Raw genomic sequence first — 17,321 nt, 5'->3', positions numbered from 1 at the left:
GCACGGCGTGGCTTGGCGACTCGCCGAAATGCGCCGGGTGTGAGCGGGGGGCCGGGGAGGGTGCGCCGGGATCAGACCGGGACGGCGGCCCTTGCCGGCAGCTCCACAACACGGATGTGCGTGCCCGGGGTCAGAGGCTCCTCGGCTGCGCCTTCGAGGTCGAGGACGGCCTCGGCGCCGACGGGCACGGTGGCCTCCACGCGGAGCCGCCCGTCGGCGATGCGCCACGAGATCGCCGCTTCGCCGTAGGCGGTGACCTGGCGGGCCGAGGCGGAGGTGAGCCCGCCGCCGGGGCGCGGAGCGAACCGGATGCGCCGGTAGCCGGGGGCGTCGGGGGCGAGGCCGCCGATGACGCGGTGCATCCAGTCCACGACGGCGCCCAGCGCGTAGTGGTTGAACGAGGTCATCTGGCCGGGGTTGACGGTGCCGTCGGGCAGCAGCGAATCCCATCGCTCCCACACCGTGGTCGCCCCCTGCTCCACCTGGTAGAGCCACGACGGGCATTCGCGTTCGAGGATCAGATCGTAGGCGGTCGGCACATGCCCGCCCGTACTCAGGGCATCAGAGACGAGCGGCGTGCCGACGAAGCCGGTCGCGATGCGGTTGCCCGCCTCGTGCACGAGCCGGGCGAGACGTGAGGCCGCGGCATCCCGTTTCTGCGGGTCGGTGATGAGGTCGAATCGCAAGCCGAGGGCGTACGCGGTCTGGGCGTCGCTCGTCATGGTGCCGTCGTCGTTCACGTAGGCGCCGTCGAAGGCGGCCACCACCTCGTCGGCGAGCGCGTCGTAGTGCGCCCGCTCGTCGCCGAGCCCCAGCACCTCCGCGATGCGCGCGACCGTACGCGCCGACTTGGCGAAGTAGGCGGTGGCGACGAGGTAGCGGTCGGTGAGCGCGTCGGCGGGGTCGTCCGGCGGGGCGGCCGGGTCGAGCCAGTCGCCCAGCTGGAAGCCGGAGTCCCAGAGCCGTGAGGGGCCGGAGAGGCGCTCGAGCAGGTCGACCCAGCGCCGGGCGCTGTCGAACTGCGACCGCAGCACGCCGACATCGCCGAAGCGCTCGTACAGCGTCCACGGGAGCAGGGTCGCGACATCGCCCCACGCGGCCCCCGGTCGCATCGGCGTCCACTTGTCGACGGCGGGAATGACGGGCACGTACCAGGGCACGGTGCCGTCGGGAAGCTGCTCGATCGCGAGGTCGCGCAGCCAGCCCGAGAGCATGCCCGAGACGTCGTACAGCGTCGAGGCGGTGGGGCCGAAGACCTGGATGTCGCCGGTCCAGCCGATGCGCTCGTCGCGCTGGGGGCAGTCGGTCGGGATGTCGACGAAGTTGCCGCGCATGCCCCACACCACGTTCTCGTGCAGGCGGTTGAGGGCGGGGTCGGACGACTCGAACCATCCGGTGCGCTCGAGGTCGGTGTGGTACACCCGGGCCACCAGTGCGCCGGCCGCCGCATCGGCATCGAGGTCGCCGGGCCACCCCGTCACCTCGACGTAGCGGAATCCATGGAAGGTGAACCGCGGCTCCCACTCCTCGACGTCGCGGCCGGCGAGGGTGTAGTTGTCGGTCGAGCGCGCCGCTCGGAGCGGTCGCGTGTAGATCTCGCCGTCTTGCATCACCTCCGCGGTGCGCAGCGTCACCGTGGTGCCGGCGGCGCCCGAGACCCGGATGCGCACGCGGCCGACGAGGTTCTGCCCGAAGTCGAGGATGCGCGAGCCGCTCGGCCCGGTGAGCACATCGACGGGGCGCAGCTCCTCGGTGGCCCGCACCGGGGGGGCCGTCGGTGCGACGAGCGTGGCGGGGTCTCGGTGGCGCAACTGCACCCCTTCCCAGCCCGAGTCGTCGAAGTCCGCCGTCGACCAGCCGGGCTGCTCCTCGCGCGCGTCGTAGTCTTCGCCGTCGTAGAGGCCGCTCTGCAGGATCGGGCTCGGCGCGGAGCGCCACGACACGTCGGTCGCCACGACCTCGCGGCTGCCGTCCGCGTAGGTCAGCTCGAGCTGGCCGAGGAAGGACTGGTCGTATCCGTAGACGTTGCGGAAGCCGCCGCGCCAGCCGAGCCGCCCGCGATACCAGCCGTCGCCGAGCCAGGCGCCGAGCGCGTTCGCCCCGGGGCGCACCAGGCCGGTGACGTCGTACGTGTAGTAGCGCAGGCGCCGGCCGTACACGGTCCACCCGGGCGAGAGCGTGTCGTCGCCGACGCGCTCGCCGTTGAGTTCGGCCTCGTAGACGCCGTGCGCAGTCGCGTAGAGCCGCGCGCGCACGATGTCGTCGCGCACCGCGAATGCGCGGCGGACGAGTGACGGCCGCCGGTCGTCGGTGTTCGGATTCTCGTTGCGTGTCGCACCCACGGGGCGGGCGACCCAGTCGGCCGGCTCGAGCAGTCCCGCTTCCAGGACGGTGGGGGCGGATGCCGTCGACCACGCGCCGTCCTCGCCCCTGACGGCGATGCGCACCGTGACGATCTCCCGCGAGTGCAGGGGGTCGGCCGGCCAGTCCACGAGCACCTGCTCGGGCGAGTCGACCACGTACGTCGTGACGTCGCCGCCGCGGTCGACCTCGACGGAGTATGCCGTCTGCCGCCAGCCGGACGGCGCGGCGGAGACGCGCCACGAGAGGCGCGGCATCCGCTCGCCGATCCCGAGGGCTTCGCGATGGTGCTCGATGCGGGGTGCGTCGACGGTGACGGACATCCGTGGCCTCTCTCGGTGTGCTCGCCAGCCGCAGCCGCGTGGGGAGTGCCCAGGAGTCGCGACGGCGAGCAGAACTGAAACGTTTCGGTTTGGTGTGTACAGTGAGTGTGTCACTCCGTTCGAAACGTTTCAAGTCGAACGATGGATTGCGGCACAGAGGGGTACGAGATGCGGATCGGCGTCACCGGCAGCGGAGGCAAGCTCGGGCGGGCAACGGTCGAGCGGCTGCGCGCCGCCGGCCACGACGTGATGGGGTTCGATCTCGCCGGAACACCGGGGCCGGGCTTCACGCGCGTCGACCTCACCGACTTCGGGCAGACGCTCGACGCGTTCCTCTCCGTGACCGCGCGTCACGACGGGCTCGACGCCCTCGTGCACCTCGCGGCGATCCCGGTGAACGGGCTGGTGCCGGATGCCGCCACCTTCCACAACAACATCACCGTCTCGTTCAACGCGCTGTTCGCCGCCCATCGCGCGGGCATCCGCACGATCGTGCTGGCATCGAGCATCACCGCCATGGGCTTCCCGTTCGAGGAGGCGCCACCGTCGCTCCCCGTCGACGAGGCCTACACCAGCGCGAACAACACGTATGGGCTCGGCAAGGTGGCCGAGGAGGCGATCGCGGCCCAGCTCGCTCGGTGGCATCCCGACACCTCGATCACCGCCCTGCGGTTCACCAACGTGGTGGCTGAGGACGAGTACGCGACGTTCGACCGTGCAACGGAGCCGGACTACCGCCGGGATCTCGTCGGCTCCTGGATCGACGCGCGCGATGGCGCTCTGGCCGTCGCGATGGCGCTCTCCGCAGCACAGCCGGGCTTCGAGGTGTACAACGTGGCCGCTCCCGAATCGGGCAACACGCAGCCGTCGCGCGAGGTCGCGGCGCGCTGGTTTCCGGGCACCCCGGCCGCCGACGATCTCGGCGAGTTCGAGTCGCTCATGTCGACCCGCAAGATCCGCGAGCGACTCGGCTTCGCCGCCGAGCACGACTGGCGCTGACATGCCGCGGCAGGGGATGGGGCAGGGCGCTCGGCCGGGCATCCGACAGGTCGCCGCTCGTGCCGGCGTGGCCGTCGGCACGGTCTCGGCGTACCTCAACCACCCCGATCGCGTCTCCGCCGAGCGGGCGCGGCGCATCGCCGAGGCGATCGACGAGCTGGGGTTCGTCCCCAGCAGCGCCGGGCGGCAGCTGCGGCTCGGGGTGAGCAGTCTCATCGGGTACCTCTCGCCCGACGTCAGCAATCCGCACTTCAGTGAGATCGCGCAGGAGGTCGAGTACCGCGCCGAGCGGCTCGGCATGACCGTCTTCTTCGCACACTCCCACGGCGACCCCGAGCGCGAGGACGCCTACCTCGAGGCATTCGAGCAGCGGCAGGTCCGCGGCCTGCTCGTGTCGTCGTTCGAGCCGATCGAGAGCCGGCTCGCTGCGATGCGCGAGCGCGGCACGCCGTCGGTGCTGGTCGGCCGGCGCGCGTGCGACGAACGTCAGCCGTCCGTGTCCATCGACGACGTGTCGGGCGGGCGTCAGGCAGCCGAGCACCTCATCGAGCAGGGATGCCACCGCCTCGCGTTCGTCGGCGGCCCGCTGCCGGTGCAGCAGGTCGCCGACCGGCTCGACGGCGTGCGGCAGGCCACGGATGCACACCCGGGCGTCGGCGGCCCGGAGGTCATCGAGGTCGCGGAGCGCTCGATCGCAGCCGGCCGTGCCGTGGGCGCCGCTCTTGCCGCCCGCTCTGCTGCCGACCGCCCCGACGGCGTGTTCGCCGCGAACGACGTGCTGGCCCTCGGCGTGCTGCAGGCGCTGGTCGCCGGCGGCGTCTCGGTGCCCGGCCGGGTGGCCCTCGTCGGCTACGACGACAACGAGTTCGCCGAGGCGTCCCTCATCCCGCTCACGAGCGTCCGTGCCCGCCACGGCGACTTCGGCGCCGCGGCCGTCGACCTCCTCTTCGAGGCGATCGGGCGCGAGACCGGCGCATCCGCCGGGACCGCGTCGGCGCAGCATGAGGGGGCCGTCGGGCAGCGCGTCTTCGCCCCCGAGCTGATCGTGCGCGAGAGCTCTCGCCGGCTCACTCCCTGACTTCGCACCACCGCCCACGGATACGACATCGAAGGAGAATCCCCGTGTCCTCTGCGCATCGCGCTCCCCAGTCTTCCGAGCTCCACCGGCCGATCGAGCTGACCTTCGAGGGCGCCGACCTCATCCCGGCCGATCGCACACCGCTCGCACTGCGGGTCCGGCACGAAGCATCGGGTGCCGAACGGGTGGTGCCCGGTTTCTGGGACGGCGGCACCACCTACCGGGTCCGCTTCGCTCCGGATCTGGAGGGGGAGTGGTCGTGGACGACCGAGAGCGCGGATGCCGCACTCTCCCGCCGTTCGGGCACCTTCGAGGTCTCACGTGGCGCGGACCACGGCCCCGTCCGCGTCGCCCACCGCTTCCACTTCGCGCACGCCGACGGAACGCCGTTCCGCCCGGTCGGAGCGACCGCGTACAACTGGCTGCACCAGGACGAGCCGCTGTTCTCATCGACCGTCGATGCGATCGCCGAGGCGGGCTTCAACAAGTTCCGGTTCATGGTCTTCCCGCAGGGCGGCGGCTACATCGAGCACGTCCCGCGCCTGATGCCTTTCGAGAGGACCGACGGACGCTGGGACGTGACCAAGCCGGTGCCCGAGTTCTTCCAGCGCCTCGACCGCGCCGTCGAGGTGCTGGGCGAGCGCGGCATCCAGGCCGACGTGCTCATCTACAACGCCTACGACCGCGGCCAGTTCGGTCTCGACGAGCTCACCGAGGAGGAGGATGCCGTCTACCTGCGCTACCTCGTGGCGCGGCTGAGCGCCTATCCCCACGTGTGGTGGTCGCTCTGCAACGAGTTCGACCAGCTGGAGCGCCCGGCCGAGCGCTGGGACCGCACCGGCGCGCTGCTGGCCGAGATCGACCCCTCCGACCATCTTCGCTCGATCCACAACTGGATCGAGCTGTACGACAACAACCAGCCGTGGGTGACCCACGCGTCCCTCCAGAACGGCTCGGCCACGACGGACTTCGGCCGCGCCAACCTGTACCGCGACGTATACGGCAAGCCGGTCGTCCTCGACGAGATCAAGTACGAGGGGGACATCCCCGAGCGGTGGGGTCACCTCAGCGCCGAGGAGCTGGTGCACCAGTTCTGGATCACCACCGTGGCCGGGTGCTACGCCTCGCACGGCGAGAGCTTCGCGACCGAGTCGGGGAGTCTGCACATGGTCGAGGGCGGGCCGCTCCGGGGCGCATCGCCCGCGCGGCTGGCGTTCCTTCGCCGCGTCCTGGAAGAGGTCGACGGCGCCGGGCTGGATCCGATCGACAAGTGGGACGACCCGGCGCATGTTGCCGGCATCCCGCGCCGTCTTTACGTGCAGTACCTCGGGCGGTCGGCGCCGGCGACGTGGCACTTCCGGCTGCCGATCGGGTTCCCGGGCGAGCGGCCCGAGCCGGGCGATGCTTTCGAGGTCGACGTCATCGACACCTGGAACATGACGATCACGCCCGTCGGCCGGCGCTTCACGCTCGACGACGTGCAGCGCAACGACGCCTACGATCGTGCCTCCGCGGCGGTCGAGCTGCCCGCGGGCGAGGCTCTGGCGCTGCGCATCACGCGCGTGGCGGGCTGACGGGTGGTCGCGGCATCCGGTCGCCTGAGAGCCTGGCGCGGAGGACCGCGCCTGGGGACGGCGTATTACAACGAGTACCTGCCCGACCCGTCGCGGCTCGAGACCGACCTGCGACTGATGACGGATGCCGGCATCACCTGCATCCGCGTCGGCGAATCGGTCTGGTCCACCTGGGAACCGCGCGACGGCGAGTTCGATCTCGAGTGGCTGACGCCCGTGCTCGACGCGGCGCACGCGCACGGGATCGACGTGATCCTCGGCACGCCTACCTACGCCGTGCCGCCCTGGCTCGCGCACGCACATCCCGAGCTCGCGGTGGTGCGCAAGGGCGGCAGCGCCGTGCCGTGGGGCGGCCGGCAGGAGGTGGACTACACCTCGGAGCTGTTCCGGGGTTACGCCGAGCGTGTCATCCGCGCCGTCATCGGCCGGCACGGCCGGCACCCGGCGGTCATCGGCGTGCAGCTCGACAACGAGGCCGGCCTGCATCTGATCCACAACGACCACGTCGTCGGGCGGTTCCGCGAGTGGGTCGCCGACCGCTACGGCGATGTCGACACGCTCAACCGCGCGTGGGGGCTGACGTACTGGTCGCACCGCATCGCCGCATGGGACGAGCTGTGGGCGCCGTCGGGCAACACGACGCCCGCGTACGACCTCGCGTGGCGGCGGTTCCAGGCCGAGCTGACTGCGGACTTCATCGGCTGGCAGGCCGACCTCGTCCGCCCGCTCGTGGCCGACGACACGTTCCTCACCACCTGCATCGCCTACCAGCGGCCCGCGATGGACGACGTCGCCGTCGGCGCGAGGCTCGACGTCGCGAGCGGCAACGCCTACTACCTCGCCCAGGACGCCCTGGACCTCGAGCGCGACGGCTCGGGCGGCCAGTGGTACGCCGACGATGTGCCGCAGCTCGTGCTCATGGCCGACCGTATGCGGGCGACCCGGCAGGGACCGTTCCTCGTCACGGAGACCGGTGCCGCCTCCATCGGCCCTGCCTGGCTCACGCGTCCGCCGTACGACGGGCAGCTCGCCCAGGCCGCGTGGCTGCTCGTCGCGCGCGGGGCCCGGCTCGTGTCGTACTGGCACTGGCACACGCTGCACTCGGGCGCCGAGGTGCACTGGGGCGGCATCCTCGGTCACGACCTCGAACCCGGGCGCATCCACTCCGAGATCGCTGCGATCGGCCGGCAGTTCGCTGCGGCGGCGCCCTGGCTGACGGATGCCGAACCCGCCGCCGACGTCGGCCTCGTGTACGCGCACGACAGCGAGTGGATGATGGCGTTCGAGCCGCCGCTCGCCCACGGCGCCGATGCCGACCGCGGCTCTTACGCACGGATCGTGGGCGCATTCGGACGCGCGGCCGTCGACGCCGGATTGCAGGTGGGCTACGTGAACGAGCGGCAGCTGCCCGAGGCGGCCGACCTCGTGCGGCGCTTCCCCGTGCTCGTCGTGCCGGGGCTGATCGCGGCATCCGATCCGACGCTCGAGACGCTCGTCGAGTACGCCCGCCTCGGCGGGCGGCTCGTGATCGGCCCACGCACCGGGTACGGCGACGACGAGGGCCGCATGCGCGCCGTGCGGGCGCCTGCGATCGTCGGACCGGCGGCCGGGATCGGCTACCGGGAGTTCGCCGCCCTCGCCGGGCCGGTCGACGTCGTGCGCGATGGGAACGTGGTCGGTTCGGCGGGCGGGTGGGTCGACGGGCTCGAACCGTCCGGTGCCGAGGTGATGCTCGGGTACCGGCACGAGCTCTTCGGCAGGTGGGCGGCCGTGACGCGACGCGACGTCGGGGCGGGGTCGATCACGGTGGTCGGCACGCTGCTCGACCGCGGCCTGCTGGCGTGGGTCGTATCCGAGGCGGCGGGACCGGCCCGGACGCCGCCGATCCTCGTGTCGCGTCCCGCCCCGGTCACGGCGCACTCGCTCGACGGGACTCGCGGGCGGGTGTGGGTGGTGCACAACTGGTCGCCGGAGAGTCGCACGGTGGAGGTGGCGCGGGATGCGGCATCCGTCATCGACGACGCCGTGCACGCAGCGGGGTCGCGGGTCGCGCTGAAACCGTGGGACGTGCGCGTCTGGCGCGAGGCCTGAAGCGCGACAAGCGTGCAGTCGGTGGAGAACCCGGGCGCGATCGCTGGTTCCGGGCGGCTCAGGATGCGTCAGGGACCGCTTCGAACCCGGGTCTTCACGCCGGACCTCGAGAGATCCGTCGGACCCGACGGAAGGTGCCGGCGTGCACGTCGGCGACGCGGGTCTCGCCACCGGGCAGCTCGACCTCCACGGATCGTGTCCGACGGTCGAGGTTGGCGACCAGGACGGCGTCACCGTCGTCGGTGCGTGCGCCCACCGCCCACACGAGGCCGTCGGGGGAGTCGCCGCGCAGGCCCCGCTTCCCCGAGAGCTCGGCGAGCGCGGTGACGGCGTCGAACACCGGGTAGGGCGTGCCGTCCGGGGCGCGGACCCCGCGCGGCCCCCATTCCTCGAAGTACGCGAGTGTCGCGACCCCCGGCACCGCGAGGGCGGCGGCGCTCGCGACGGTCCACGCAGCCAGCTCGGGGGCCGACTGGCGCGGGTCCGCCGAATCCGTCAGCGCCGACCCGTAGCCGTCGCGGAGGTCGTCGTGCTCGGGCAGCCGCGCGGGCGTCGTCGCGACGTCGTTGAAGTGGGGGCGCAGCGAGATCGGGCCGACGTGCACGGGCGGGCCGGCGGCGAGCTCGACGCCCTGTGTCGCGACGAGGCGCTGTATCGGCAGCGACTCGACCAGCTGCGCCGTGCTCAGGCTGTGGAACAGCGGCGTGCTGCTGAACACCAGACCATCCAGCCGTCGAGGGAGACGCTGGTGCTCGCGGTTGAGCTCGGTGAAGTGCGACCGCACGCCTCCGACGATGGGGGCGTCCACGCCGGCTTCCGTGAGCGCGTGGCGCAGGAGCGCGATCGCCTCCAGGTCGGAGACATGCCGCGCCGGTCCCGTCGGCCAGAACGCGGTGACGCGCGCGATCGGCAGGCCGTGAAGCGCGTGAGCGGCTTCGTCGATGCTCGTGGGGTCGTCGTCGGCGAGGACGAACCGGATGTCGAGGGGCCGAGCGCGTGTCGCCGCCCGGTCGAGCGCCGCACGCCAGTTCGGCGTGGCGAGGTCGAGCTCGACGAGCACCGCGGCGGGCCAGGCACCGCTGTCCGCTCCGGCGGGCGAGACGGCAGGGGACGGGGTCGGATCAGGCGCCGTGGATGCCGACACGGCGATGGCGGGCAGCGCGGCGCCCTCCTCGAGTCGGAGGCGGGTCACGGGCGGGAGGGCGGTCGGCGCCGGCGTTCCCGAGACCGACACGTCGATCGACTGGACCACCCTTTCACCCGCCTCGAGCGTGTAGGGAAACGGCAGCGCGAGCGGACGGCTGTACGTCTTGTACGAGGCATCCGTCCAATTGCGCTGGTCCTCCATCTCGAACACGTCGCCCGCGAAGCGCAGGTCGACGTCGAGACCGCCGTGCGACCAGGAGAGCCCGGCGATGTCGAACGCCGGCTGGTGCGGGCTGATGGGGACGGGGTACCGGGAATGCTCGACGGCCCCGCCGGAGTGGCGGATGTGGAGCGCGGTTCCCGCGAGCGCGGGCGGGTGCAGGACCACCAGGCCGGTCCGAGCGGTCTCGAATGCGGTGGCCGACTCGAGGTCCGCGAGCAGCCGCAGCCTGCCCGGCCCCCTCAGCTCGGCGCGGACGATGCCGCGCAGGTCGGAGCCGAGCCCTTCGGAGTGCACGTGCAGCGTCAGTGCGATGCCGGATTCGTCGACGCGGTCGACGACCAGCGCCGCGCTGTCCCAGTTGCGGTCGCGTATGACCGCCCGGACCGACCGCAGCACCACATGGCCCCGGTAGGCGAGGTCTGCGAACTCGTCGCCGCGCAGTTCCAGCGACCACGGGCCGCTGTGCCAGGTTCGATCCTGTTCGCCGCTCCACACGTTCGTCATCCTGCCCGTCTTCGCCCGGTCTGTCACGGCCCGCGGTGGTGACGCCGCCGGCCGTGACGCAAAGAGCGGTGTCAGATCGTCGTCATCCCGCCGTCGACGGCGAAGAGCGCACCTGTGGCGAACGCTCCGTCGTCGCCGGCGAGGTACACCATGATCCCCGCGACGTCGTCCGGCGTGCCTGCGCGCCCGAGCGGGATGCGGCCGATGATCGCCGCCCGCGACTCGGGGTCCTCGCTGATGGCGGACACCAGCGGGGTCTCGGTGTAGGCCGGCTGGACCGTGTTCACCCGGATGCCCCGCGACGCGTAAGCCGCGGCGACGGTGCGGCCGAGGCCGTGGATACCGGCTTTCGACGCGCTGTACGCGGTGAAATCCTTCCCCTCGCCGTTGACGCCCGTCGGGCTGCCGGTGAGGATGATCGACCCGCCGCCGCGCGGCAGCATCGAGCGCACCGCGTGCTTGACCGTCAGGAACGTGCCGGTCAGGTTGATGTCGATCGTCCGCCGCCACACGTCGAGGTCGAGCTCGGCCGCCTGGGCGTCCTGCCCGAACAGCTGGACGCCGGCGTTCGCGACGACGACGTCCGGTGCCCAGCCCGCGGCCTCGATCTCGGCGAAGCCCGCGGCGACCGCGTCCTCATCCGAGATGTCCATCGTGACGGCCCGCGCGCTGTCGCCGATCCCGGCGGCGGCACGCGCGGCGCCTTCGCCGTTGCGATCGGCGAGCACGACGCGCGCGCCCTCGCGCGCGAACCGGGTGGCGACGGCCAGGCCGATGCCCAGCGCCGCGCCGGTGATCAGCGCGGTCTTGCCCTCGAGCTGTCCCACGGTCAGCGCTCGATGTGGTCGAGGTGCAGCATGCGCGCGAGGTTCTTGTCGAGCTCGTCGTCGCGGAAGATCTTCTTCCAGTCCTCCTTGACGATGCTCTCGCGTCCGTAGTCCATCGCGATGAGGCACGCGTCCGAGAACGGGTTGTCGCCGCGCAGGCCGTTGGCGAGCGCCACCTGCGTGTGGCCGTACAGGATGCTGCGGGCCGCCGCCTCGGGAACGCCCATGGTGTTCACGGCCTCCTGCAGGGCCTCGTTGAGGAGCGCCCCGATCATGCACGCGACCGTCTCGACGAGCGTCGGCTCGAGCTGTGCGAGCTGCTTGATGGTGACCCAGTGGACGTCGATCACGGGCGCGTAGATGGCACGGACCGTCGCCTCGACGATGGCCTGCTTCTCGGGGTCGTCCGACTCGATGGCCGCGATCGCGTCCTGCGGGGCCGCGATGCCGCCGAAGGTGTCGGCCCACTCCTCGGGCGTCTGGCGCTGGAGGAAGATCGACGGGTGGCAGGGGTGGGCGACGGCCTGGATGACGTCCTCACGCGTCGTGAGCAGACCCGCGTAGGCGGCGGCGGGGTCGAGCGTGAGCACGATCGCGCCCGACTTGAGCTGCGGCACGAGGTCGGCGGTGACCGGGCCGAGGGCCAGGTCGGGCACGGCCAGGACGACGATGTCGGCGTCGGCGACGGCGGTCGCGGCATCCGTCAGCTCACGGCCGGCGTCGATCGTGCGCTGCTGGCCCGCGGGCGAGTTCTCGACGTACGCGACCTGGTGGGCGGTTTTGACGAGGTTGTCGGACACGCGCATGCCCATCTTGCCGCCGGCGCCGACGACGGCGATCTTGTACGTGCCTGAGCTCGTCGAAGGGACTGTCGAGGTGGTGCTCATGTCGTGCTCCTCAGATATTCGATGGTTCGGCGGGTCCATTCCCGCTCGGTGCGGATGGTGGTCTCGGCGTCCTCCTGCCAGGAGAGCCAGTGCTCGACGATCTCGTTGACCCCCCGTTCGCGGGGCCCGACGGTCTCGAGCAGGTGGGGGTAGTCGTGCAGGCCTTCGCCCATCGGCGCGCCGCCGTAGGTGAAGCCCACCCAGCCGGGCTGGCGGGCGAACGCGAAGTCCTTGACGTGGACGTTCTTCACGTGGGGCGCGGTGGCCTCGACGCAGCCGCGCGGCAGTTCCAGGCGTGCGACGACGTTCGCCGGGTCGAGGCAGATGCCGAGGCGCGGGCTGTCGATGCGCTCGACGAGACCGACGAGGTCGGCGGTGGAGACCTGCTCGTACGTCTCGAGAGCGAGGTCGACTCCGGACGCCTCGTACGCGGGCAGCGCCGAGCGCAGCCACTGCTCGGCCACCGCGAGTGTCGGGCGGTTGTCGGGGGAGGAGAGCATGCTCCGCACGAGCCGGGCGTCGAAGACGCCGGCGAGCTCGAGGAAGCGCGCGAGGCGGTGGGGCTCGATGCCCTTCGTGCCCAGCTCGATCGTGAGACCCAGCTCGCGGGCGGCGGCGGCGGCATCCGTCAGCTCCGCGTCGTCCATCGCGTCGAGCGGGGCGTAGTCGCAGATCTGGAAGAGGTCGACGCCGAGGGCCTTCGTCGCCTCGAACGCGCCCACGAGCGACAGCGGCGCGGGGACCCTGTCGGAGTGCTGCCAGAAGAAGGCGTACGTGCCGAGGCCGATCATGCGCCGCCCCCTGCGCCGTGTCCGGTCGTTGAGCGAGCGAAGCGAGACGAAACGTCTCCCAGCTGCCCGGTGCGCTTCGTCTCGTCGCTGCGCTCCTCACCCGACGACCGACGGGCGAGAGCGGATGCCTCGTCCAGCACTGCGAGGAGGGCGTCGGGTTCGTGCGCGAAGCGGCCCAGGAAGAGTCCGTCGACGCTGTCGCCGAGGCGCGTGAGAAGACCCGGGCCGGCGGAGCCGCCGTAGATCACGACGCTGCCCGCGCGGTCGGCGTCGGCGTCGATCGCGGCGCGAAGGGCGCGCGTCACGGTCACGATGTGGTCGTCGGGAGCCGGCTCGGCGGCGCCGATCGCCCACACCGGCTCGTACGCGACGATGACCGGGCCGGCGAGGACGCCTTCGAGGTCGGCGGCGAGCTGCTCGACGTTGGCCCGCGCGGCGGCGGGGCTGTCCAGGCGGTCCGCCTCGCCGATGCACAGCACCGGCGTGATGCCGTGGGCGAGGGCCGCAGCCGCCTTGGCCGCGGTGACGGCGTCGGTCTCGCCGAACAGGCGGCGGCGCTCGGCGTGCCCGATCTCGGCGACCGCCACACCGACCTCGGCGAGCTCGGCGGCGGCGACCTCGCCGGTGTACGCGCCGGGCTCGAACTGGGAGACGTCCTGCGCGCCGACGAGCACCGGGGTGCCGGCGAACGCCTCGATCGCCGAGGGGATCTGGAGGTAGGTCGGGATCACGAAGAACCGGACAGCGCCCGATGCCACGGCGGGGTGCGCGCCGGCGTGGCGAGCGACGTCGGCGAACCACGCCCCTGCCCGCTCGTGCCCGAAGTACGTCTTCAGGCTCACCCCCACCGTGACCTGCGGCATCAGCAGGAACCCGTGGTCTCGTACTCGTCGATGACGGCGACCTTGTCGGCCGACGCCGACGACGTGTCGAAGCGGTAGGTCAGCCATTCGCGCACCAGGCGGCGGGCGAGCTCGACGCCGACGACCCGCTGGCCCATCGTGAGCACCTGGGCGTTGTTGGAGAGCACACCGCGCTCGACCGAGTACGAGTCGTGGGCCGTGACGGCACGGATGCCGGAGACCTTGTTCGCCGCGATCGCGACGCCGAGCCCGGTGCCGCAGATCAGCAGCGCGCGGTCGGCGGTGCCGGCGGCGACCTGCTGGGCGGCCTCGATGGCGACCTTCGGGTACGGCGTGTGGCCGTCGGCGTCCACACCGACGTCGATCACGGAGGCGACACCGGGGTTCTGTTCGAGGTCCTTCTTGAGGATCTCCTTGTAGTCGAAGCCGGCGTCGTCGGCGCCGATCACGATCCGCAGCGGCTCTGCGTTCTGGGACTCAGGCATGTGCGTTCTCCTTCGGGGAATTCCGGGCCGCGAGCAGCTCGCCCACGGCGGTCACGATGAGCGCGAGCGAGATCGCGCCCGGGTCGGGGGTGCCCACGCTGTTCTGGCCGTGCGCGCGGGCGCGGCCCATGCGGGGGAGCAGGTCGGCCGTCGCGGCGGCGGCCCGGGTCGCCGCGTCCGCGGCCGTCCGCCAGGCGTCGGTGAGACTCGCGCCGGCATCGACCGCCTGGGTCAGCGTCGAGGTGAAGGGCACGAGTGCGTCGACGAGCGTCTTGTCGCCGACCTCTGCCTTGCCGTAGTCGGTGACGCCGCGTGATGCGGCGGCGACCCCCGCAGCCACGGCGGCGGCGTCGGGGCGGCCCTCGTCGCCCAGCTTCGCGGCGATCGCGTTCAGGATGACGCCCCACAGCGCGCCGGACGTGCCGCCGGCCTTGTCCGCCCACGCGTCGGCCGCCCGGGCGAGCGTCGTGCGGGCGCCTGCGCCGGCATCCGCCGCGGTGGCCGCAGCGGTGAGCGCGGCGCGCGAACCGCGCTGCATGCCGATGCCGTGGTCGCCGTCGCCGGCGATCGCGTCGAGACGACCGAGCTCGTCGACGTGTGCGTCGACGGTCTCGGCGATCGTGCGCACGGCGGCGAGGACGGTCTCGGCGGCGGAACGGGAGGCCTCGTCGCCGGGCTCGATGACGTCGGCGACGGCGGCAGCCGAAGCTGCGGCATCCGTTCGCTCCTGCGGTGCGACCGAACCGCGCCGGTACGCGGGGGTGTCGACCGGGGTCTGCCACAGCGTCGCGAGCTGGTCGTCGAGCCAGAACAGGGTGAGCGAGGTGCCGGCCATGTCGAAGCTCGTGCAGTACTCGCCGACATGCGGGTCGACGAGCTCGAGACCCGCGTCGATGAGCAGCTCTGCGATGCGTCGGTAGACGACGAACATCTCCTCGTACTTGAGCGAGCCGAGTCCGTTGAGGATGGGGACGACGCGGGCCCCCCGGACCGCGTCGACCCCATCCGGCACCTCGGCGAGGAGCTTCTCGACGAGCAGCTCCGCCAGGCCGTCGGCCGTGGGGATGTCGGTCTCGTCGATGCCGGGTTCCCCATGGATGCCGAGGCCGATCGCCATCCGGCCCTCGGGCACGGAGAACAGTGGCTGCTCGGCGCCGGGCAGCGTGCAGCCGGTGAAGGCGACGCCGAACGATCGCGTGCGCTCGTTGGCGTGACGTGCCAGGCGCGCCACCTCCGCGAGGTCCGCGCCGGCAGCCGCCGCGGCTCCGGCGATGCGGAACACGGTGAGGTCGCCGGCGATGCCGCGGCGCTTGTGCTTCTCGTCCGCCGTCGCGCTGAAGATGTCGTCGGTCACCGTGACGGTCTCGCACGCGATGCCCTCGGCGCGCAGGCGCTCCTGCGCGGCGTCGAAGTTCAGCACGTCGCCGGCGTAGTTGCCGTAGCTGAAGAACACGCCCCCGCCGTTGTCGGCCGCCCTGGCGACCGAGAACACCTGCTGCGTCGACGGCGAGGCGAAGAGGTTGCCCATCGCCGCGCCGTGCGCGAGGCCGGGGCCGACGAGTCCGCCGAAGGCGGGGTAGTGGCCCGAGCCGCCGCCGATCACGACCGCGACCTGGCCCGCAGGCGATGCGGTGCTGCGCACGACGCCACCCGGGACACGGCGCACGTAGCGTGCGTTGGCCGCGACGAAGCCGTCGATCATCTCGTCGGCGAAGTCCGCCGGCTCGTTCCACAGTCGGGTCATCGCGCGTCGCCCTTCGGGTCGGCAGCCGCACCGAGGACGGCCGCGTCCACCGTGGGCACGTCGTCGGCGGCCGCGTCGTCGACGGTGACCGGGTTGATGCGGTTGCTGCGGGCGAGCAGCACCATCAGCACCGCCGACACGAGCATGACGAAGCCGACGATGAACATCGGGATCTCGTAGCCGCCGGTCCAGTCGCGCACGGCGCCCGTGATGAACGGCGCCGAGAACCCGGCGAGGTTGCCGATCGTGTTGATGAGCGCGACTCCGGCAGCCGCGGCGGCGCCGGTCAGGAAGCGGGTGGGGAGCGTCCAGAAGTTCGGGAGTGCCGCGAAGATCGCCGATGCGGTGATCGTGATGACCGCGATGGTCGCGGCGGGGGAGCCCGCGAACAGGGCGAGCGGGATGCTGACGGCGCCGGCGAGCGCGGGGATCGCGATGTGCCAGGTCTTGAGGCCGCGCTTGGAGGCATCCCGCGACCAGAAGTACATGATGATCGCGGCCGGCAGGTACGGGATGGCCGTGATGAGGCCCTTCTGGAACACGTCGAAGGTCTGGCCGGTCTGCTCCTGGAAGCCCTCGATGATCGTGGGGAGGAAGAAGGCCAGCGCGTAGAGGCCGTAGATGAAGCCGAAGTAGATGAACGACAGCACCCACACGCGACCGCTCTTGAAGGCGAAGCGGGCCGAGACGTGGCCGTGCTCCTTCTTCTGCGTGGCGGCCTTCTCGCGGTCGAGGGCATCGGTGAGCCAGACCTGCTCTTCGCGGGTGAGCCACTTGGCGTCGGTCGGCTTGTCCTTGAGGTAGAACCACGCGATGACGCCGACGACGATGGCCGGGATGGCGACGCCGAAGAACATGAACCGCCAGCCCTCGAGGCCGAAGAACACCTCGTTCTGCTGGATGAGCCAGCCGGCGAGCGGCGCACCGATCACCGTCGTGAGGGGCTGGGCCAGGTAGAAGAGCATGAGGATGCGGCCGCGGTACTGCGCGGGCACCCAGAGGCTGAGGAACAGGATCGCGCCGGGGAAGAACCCGGCCTCGGCGACGCCGAGGAGGAAGCGGAGCACGACCAGCTGCTCGAAGTTCTGCACCCAGGTGAACAGCAGCGCGACGATGCCCCAGCTGACCATGATGCGCGACAGCCAGCGCCGGGCGCCGAACTTGTGCAGAGCAAGGTTCGACGGCACCTCGAGCAGGATGTAGCCGATGAAGAAGACGCCCGATGCGAAGCCGAACTGCGCGGCGCTCAGTGCGAGGTCGTCGTTCATGCCGTTGGGGGCGGCGAACCCGATCGCAGTGCGGTCGAGGTAGTTGATGAAGAACATCAGCGCCACGAACGGCACGAGGCGGATGGACACCTTGCGGATGGTCGAGCGCGCGACGGTCGGCGCTTCCGCGGTGTTCTGGTTCTGGTCCACAGTGACT

At 71.8% G+C, this 17,321-nt stretch carries 13 protein-coding genes; 4 read left to right on the top strand and 9 right to left on the bottom strand.

Annotated features, from left to right (window positions below; translation table 11 throughout):
- Nucleotides 1-71: 71 nt before the first annotated feature.
- Complete coding sequence (locus tag ABG085_RS17105; RefSeq protein ID WP_347976946.1) at nt 72-2,684, bottom strand: family 78 glycoside hydrolase catalytic domain; 2,613 nt, start codon at nt 2,682-2,684, stop codon at nt 72-74.
- Nucleotides 2,685-2,825: 141 nt separating this feature from the next.
- Between ABG085_RS17105 and ABG085_RS17100 the strand changes: the two genes are divergently transcribed.
- The 4 genes from ABG085_RS17100 to ABG085_RS17085 are packed head-to-tail and all read left to right on the top strand — an operon-like array spanning nt 2,826 to nt 8,426.
- Complete coding sequence (locus ABG085_RS17100) at nt 2,826-3,683, top strand: NAD(P)-dependent oxidoreductase (protein WP_347976945.1); 858 nt, start codon at nt 2,826-2,828, stop codon at nt 3,681-3,683.
- A 1-nt stretch (nt 3,684) separates the two neighbouring features.
- A complete protein-coding gene (locus tag ABG085_RS17095; RefSeq protein ID WP_347976944.1) occupies nt 3,685-4,761 on the top strand; it encodes a LacI family DNA-binding transcriptional regulator in 1,077 nt (358 codons plus the stop codon).
- A gap of 44 nt (nt 4,762-4,805) precedes the next feature.
- Nucleotides 4,806-6,335, top strand: coding sequence for a DUF4038 domain-containing protein (locus tag ABG085_RS17090; RefSeq protein WP_347976943.1), 1,530 nt, complete (start codon nt 4,806-4,808; stop codon nt 6,333-6,335).
- A gap of 3 nt (nt 6,336-6,338) precedes the next feature.
- The gene (locus tag ABG085_RS17085; protein ID WP_347976942.1) at nt 6,339-8,426 is read left to right on the top strand and encodes a beta-galactosidase; all 2,088 of its coding nucleotides are present in this window, start codon (nt 6,339-6,341) and stop codon (nt 8,424-8,426) included.
- Nucleotides 8,427-8,520: 94 nt separating this feature from the next.
- Here ABG085_RS17085 and ABG085_RS17080 read toward each other — a convergent pair whose 3' ends face one another.
- The 8 genes from ABG085_RS17080 to ABG085_RS17045 all read right to left on the bottom strand — a co-directional run bounded on the left by ABG085_RS17080 (nt 8,521) and on the right by ABG085_RS17045 (nt 17,314).
- Nucleotides 8,521-10,299, bottom strand: a complete 1,779-nt coding sequence (locus tag ABG085_RS17080) for a hypothetical protein (protein ID WP_347976941.1) — start codon at nt 10,297-10,299, stop codon at nt 8,521-8,523.
- Nucleotides 10,300-10,370: 71 nt separating this feature from the next.
- Nucleotides 10,371-11,126 (bottom strand): SDR family NAD(P)-dependent oxidoreductase, encoded by a 756-nt coding sequence (locus ABG085_RS17075; protein ID WP_347976940.1) that lies wholly within the window; start codon nt 11,124-11,126, stop codon nt 10,371-10,373.
- Between the two features lie 2 nt (nt 11,127-11,128).
- The gene (locus tag ABG085_RS17070; RefSeq protein ID WP_347976939.1) at nt 11,129-12,013 is read right to left on the bottom strand and encodes a phosphogluconate dehydrogenase C-terminal domain-containing protein; all 885 of its coding nucleotides are present in this window, start codon (nt 12,011-12,013) and stop codon (nt 11,129-11,131) included.
- Nucleotides 12,010-12,804 carry a TIM barrel protein gene (locus ABG085_RS17065; RefSeq protein WP_347976938.1) on the bottom strand — a complete coding sequence of 265 codons (795 nt, stop codon included), beginning with the start codon at nt 12,802-12,804 and terminating at the stop codon, nt 12,010-12,012. Before ABG085_RS17065 ends, ABG085_RS17070 begins: the two co-directional genes overlap by 4 nt.
- Nucleotides 12,801-13,667: a triose-phosphate isomerase family protein gene (locus ABG085_RS17060; protein WP_347976937.1), complete on the bottom strand. Its 867-nt coding sequence runs from the start codon at nt 13,665-13,667 to the stop codon at nt 12,801-12,803. Before ABG085_RS17060 ends, ABG085_RS17065 begins: the two co-directional genes overlap by 4 nt.
- Nucleotides 13,667-14,152, bottom strand: a complete 486-nt coding sequence (locus ABG085_RS17055) for a ribose-5-phosphate isomerase (RefSeq protein WP_347976936.1) — start codon at nt 14,150-14,152, stop codon at nt 13,667-13,669. The genes ABG085_RS17060 and ABG085_RS17055 overlap by 1 nt, the downstream gene beginning before the upstream one ends.
- Nucleotides 14,145-15,896: a dihydroxyacetone kinase family protein gene (locus tag ABG085_RS17050; protein WP_347976935.1), complete on the bottom strand. Its 1,752-nt coding sequence runs from the start codon at nt 15,894-15,896 to the stop codon at nt 14,145-14,147. Before ABG085_RS17050 ends, ABG085_RS17055 begins: the two co-directional genes overlap by 8 nt.
- A complete protein-coding gene (locus ABG085_RS17045; RefSeq protein ID WP_347976934.1) occupies nt 15,893-17,314 on the bottom strand; it encodes an MFS transporter in 1,422 nt (473 codons plus the stop codon). Before ABG085_RS17045 ends, ABG085_RS17050 begins: the two co-directional genes overlap by 4 nt.
- Nucleotides 17,315-17,321: the final 7 nt, after the last annotated feature.

It is taken from the genome of Microbacterium sp. ProA8 (assembly GCF_039905635.1).
Taxonomy (GTDB): Bacteria; Actinomycetota; Actinomycetes; order Actinomycetales; family Microbacteriaceae; genus Microbacterium; species Microbacterium chionoecetis.
The sequence above is the reverse complement of the archived record's forward strand: the minus strand, read 5'-3'. Positions and strand labels throughout refer to the sequence as shown.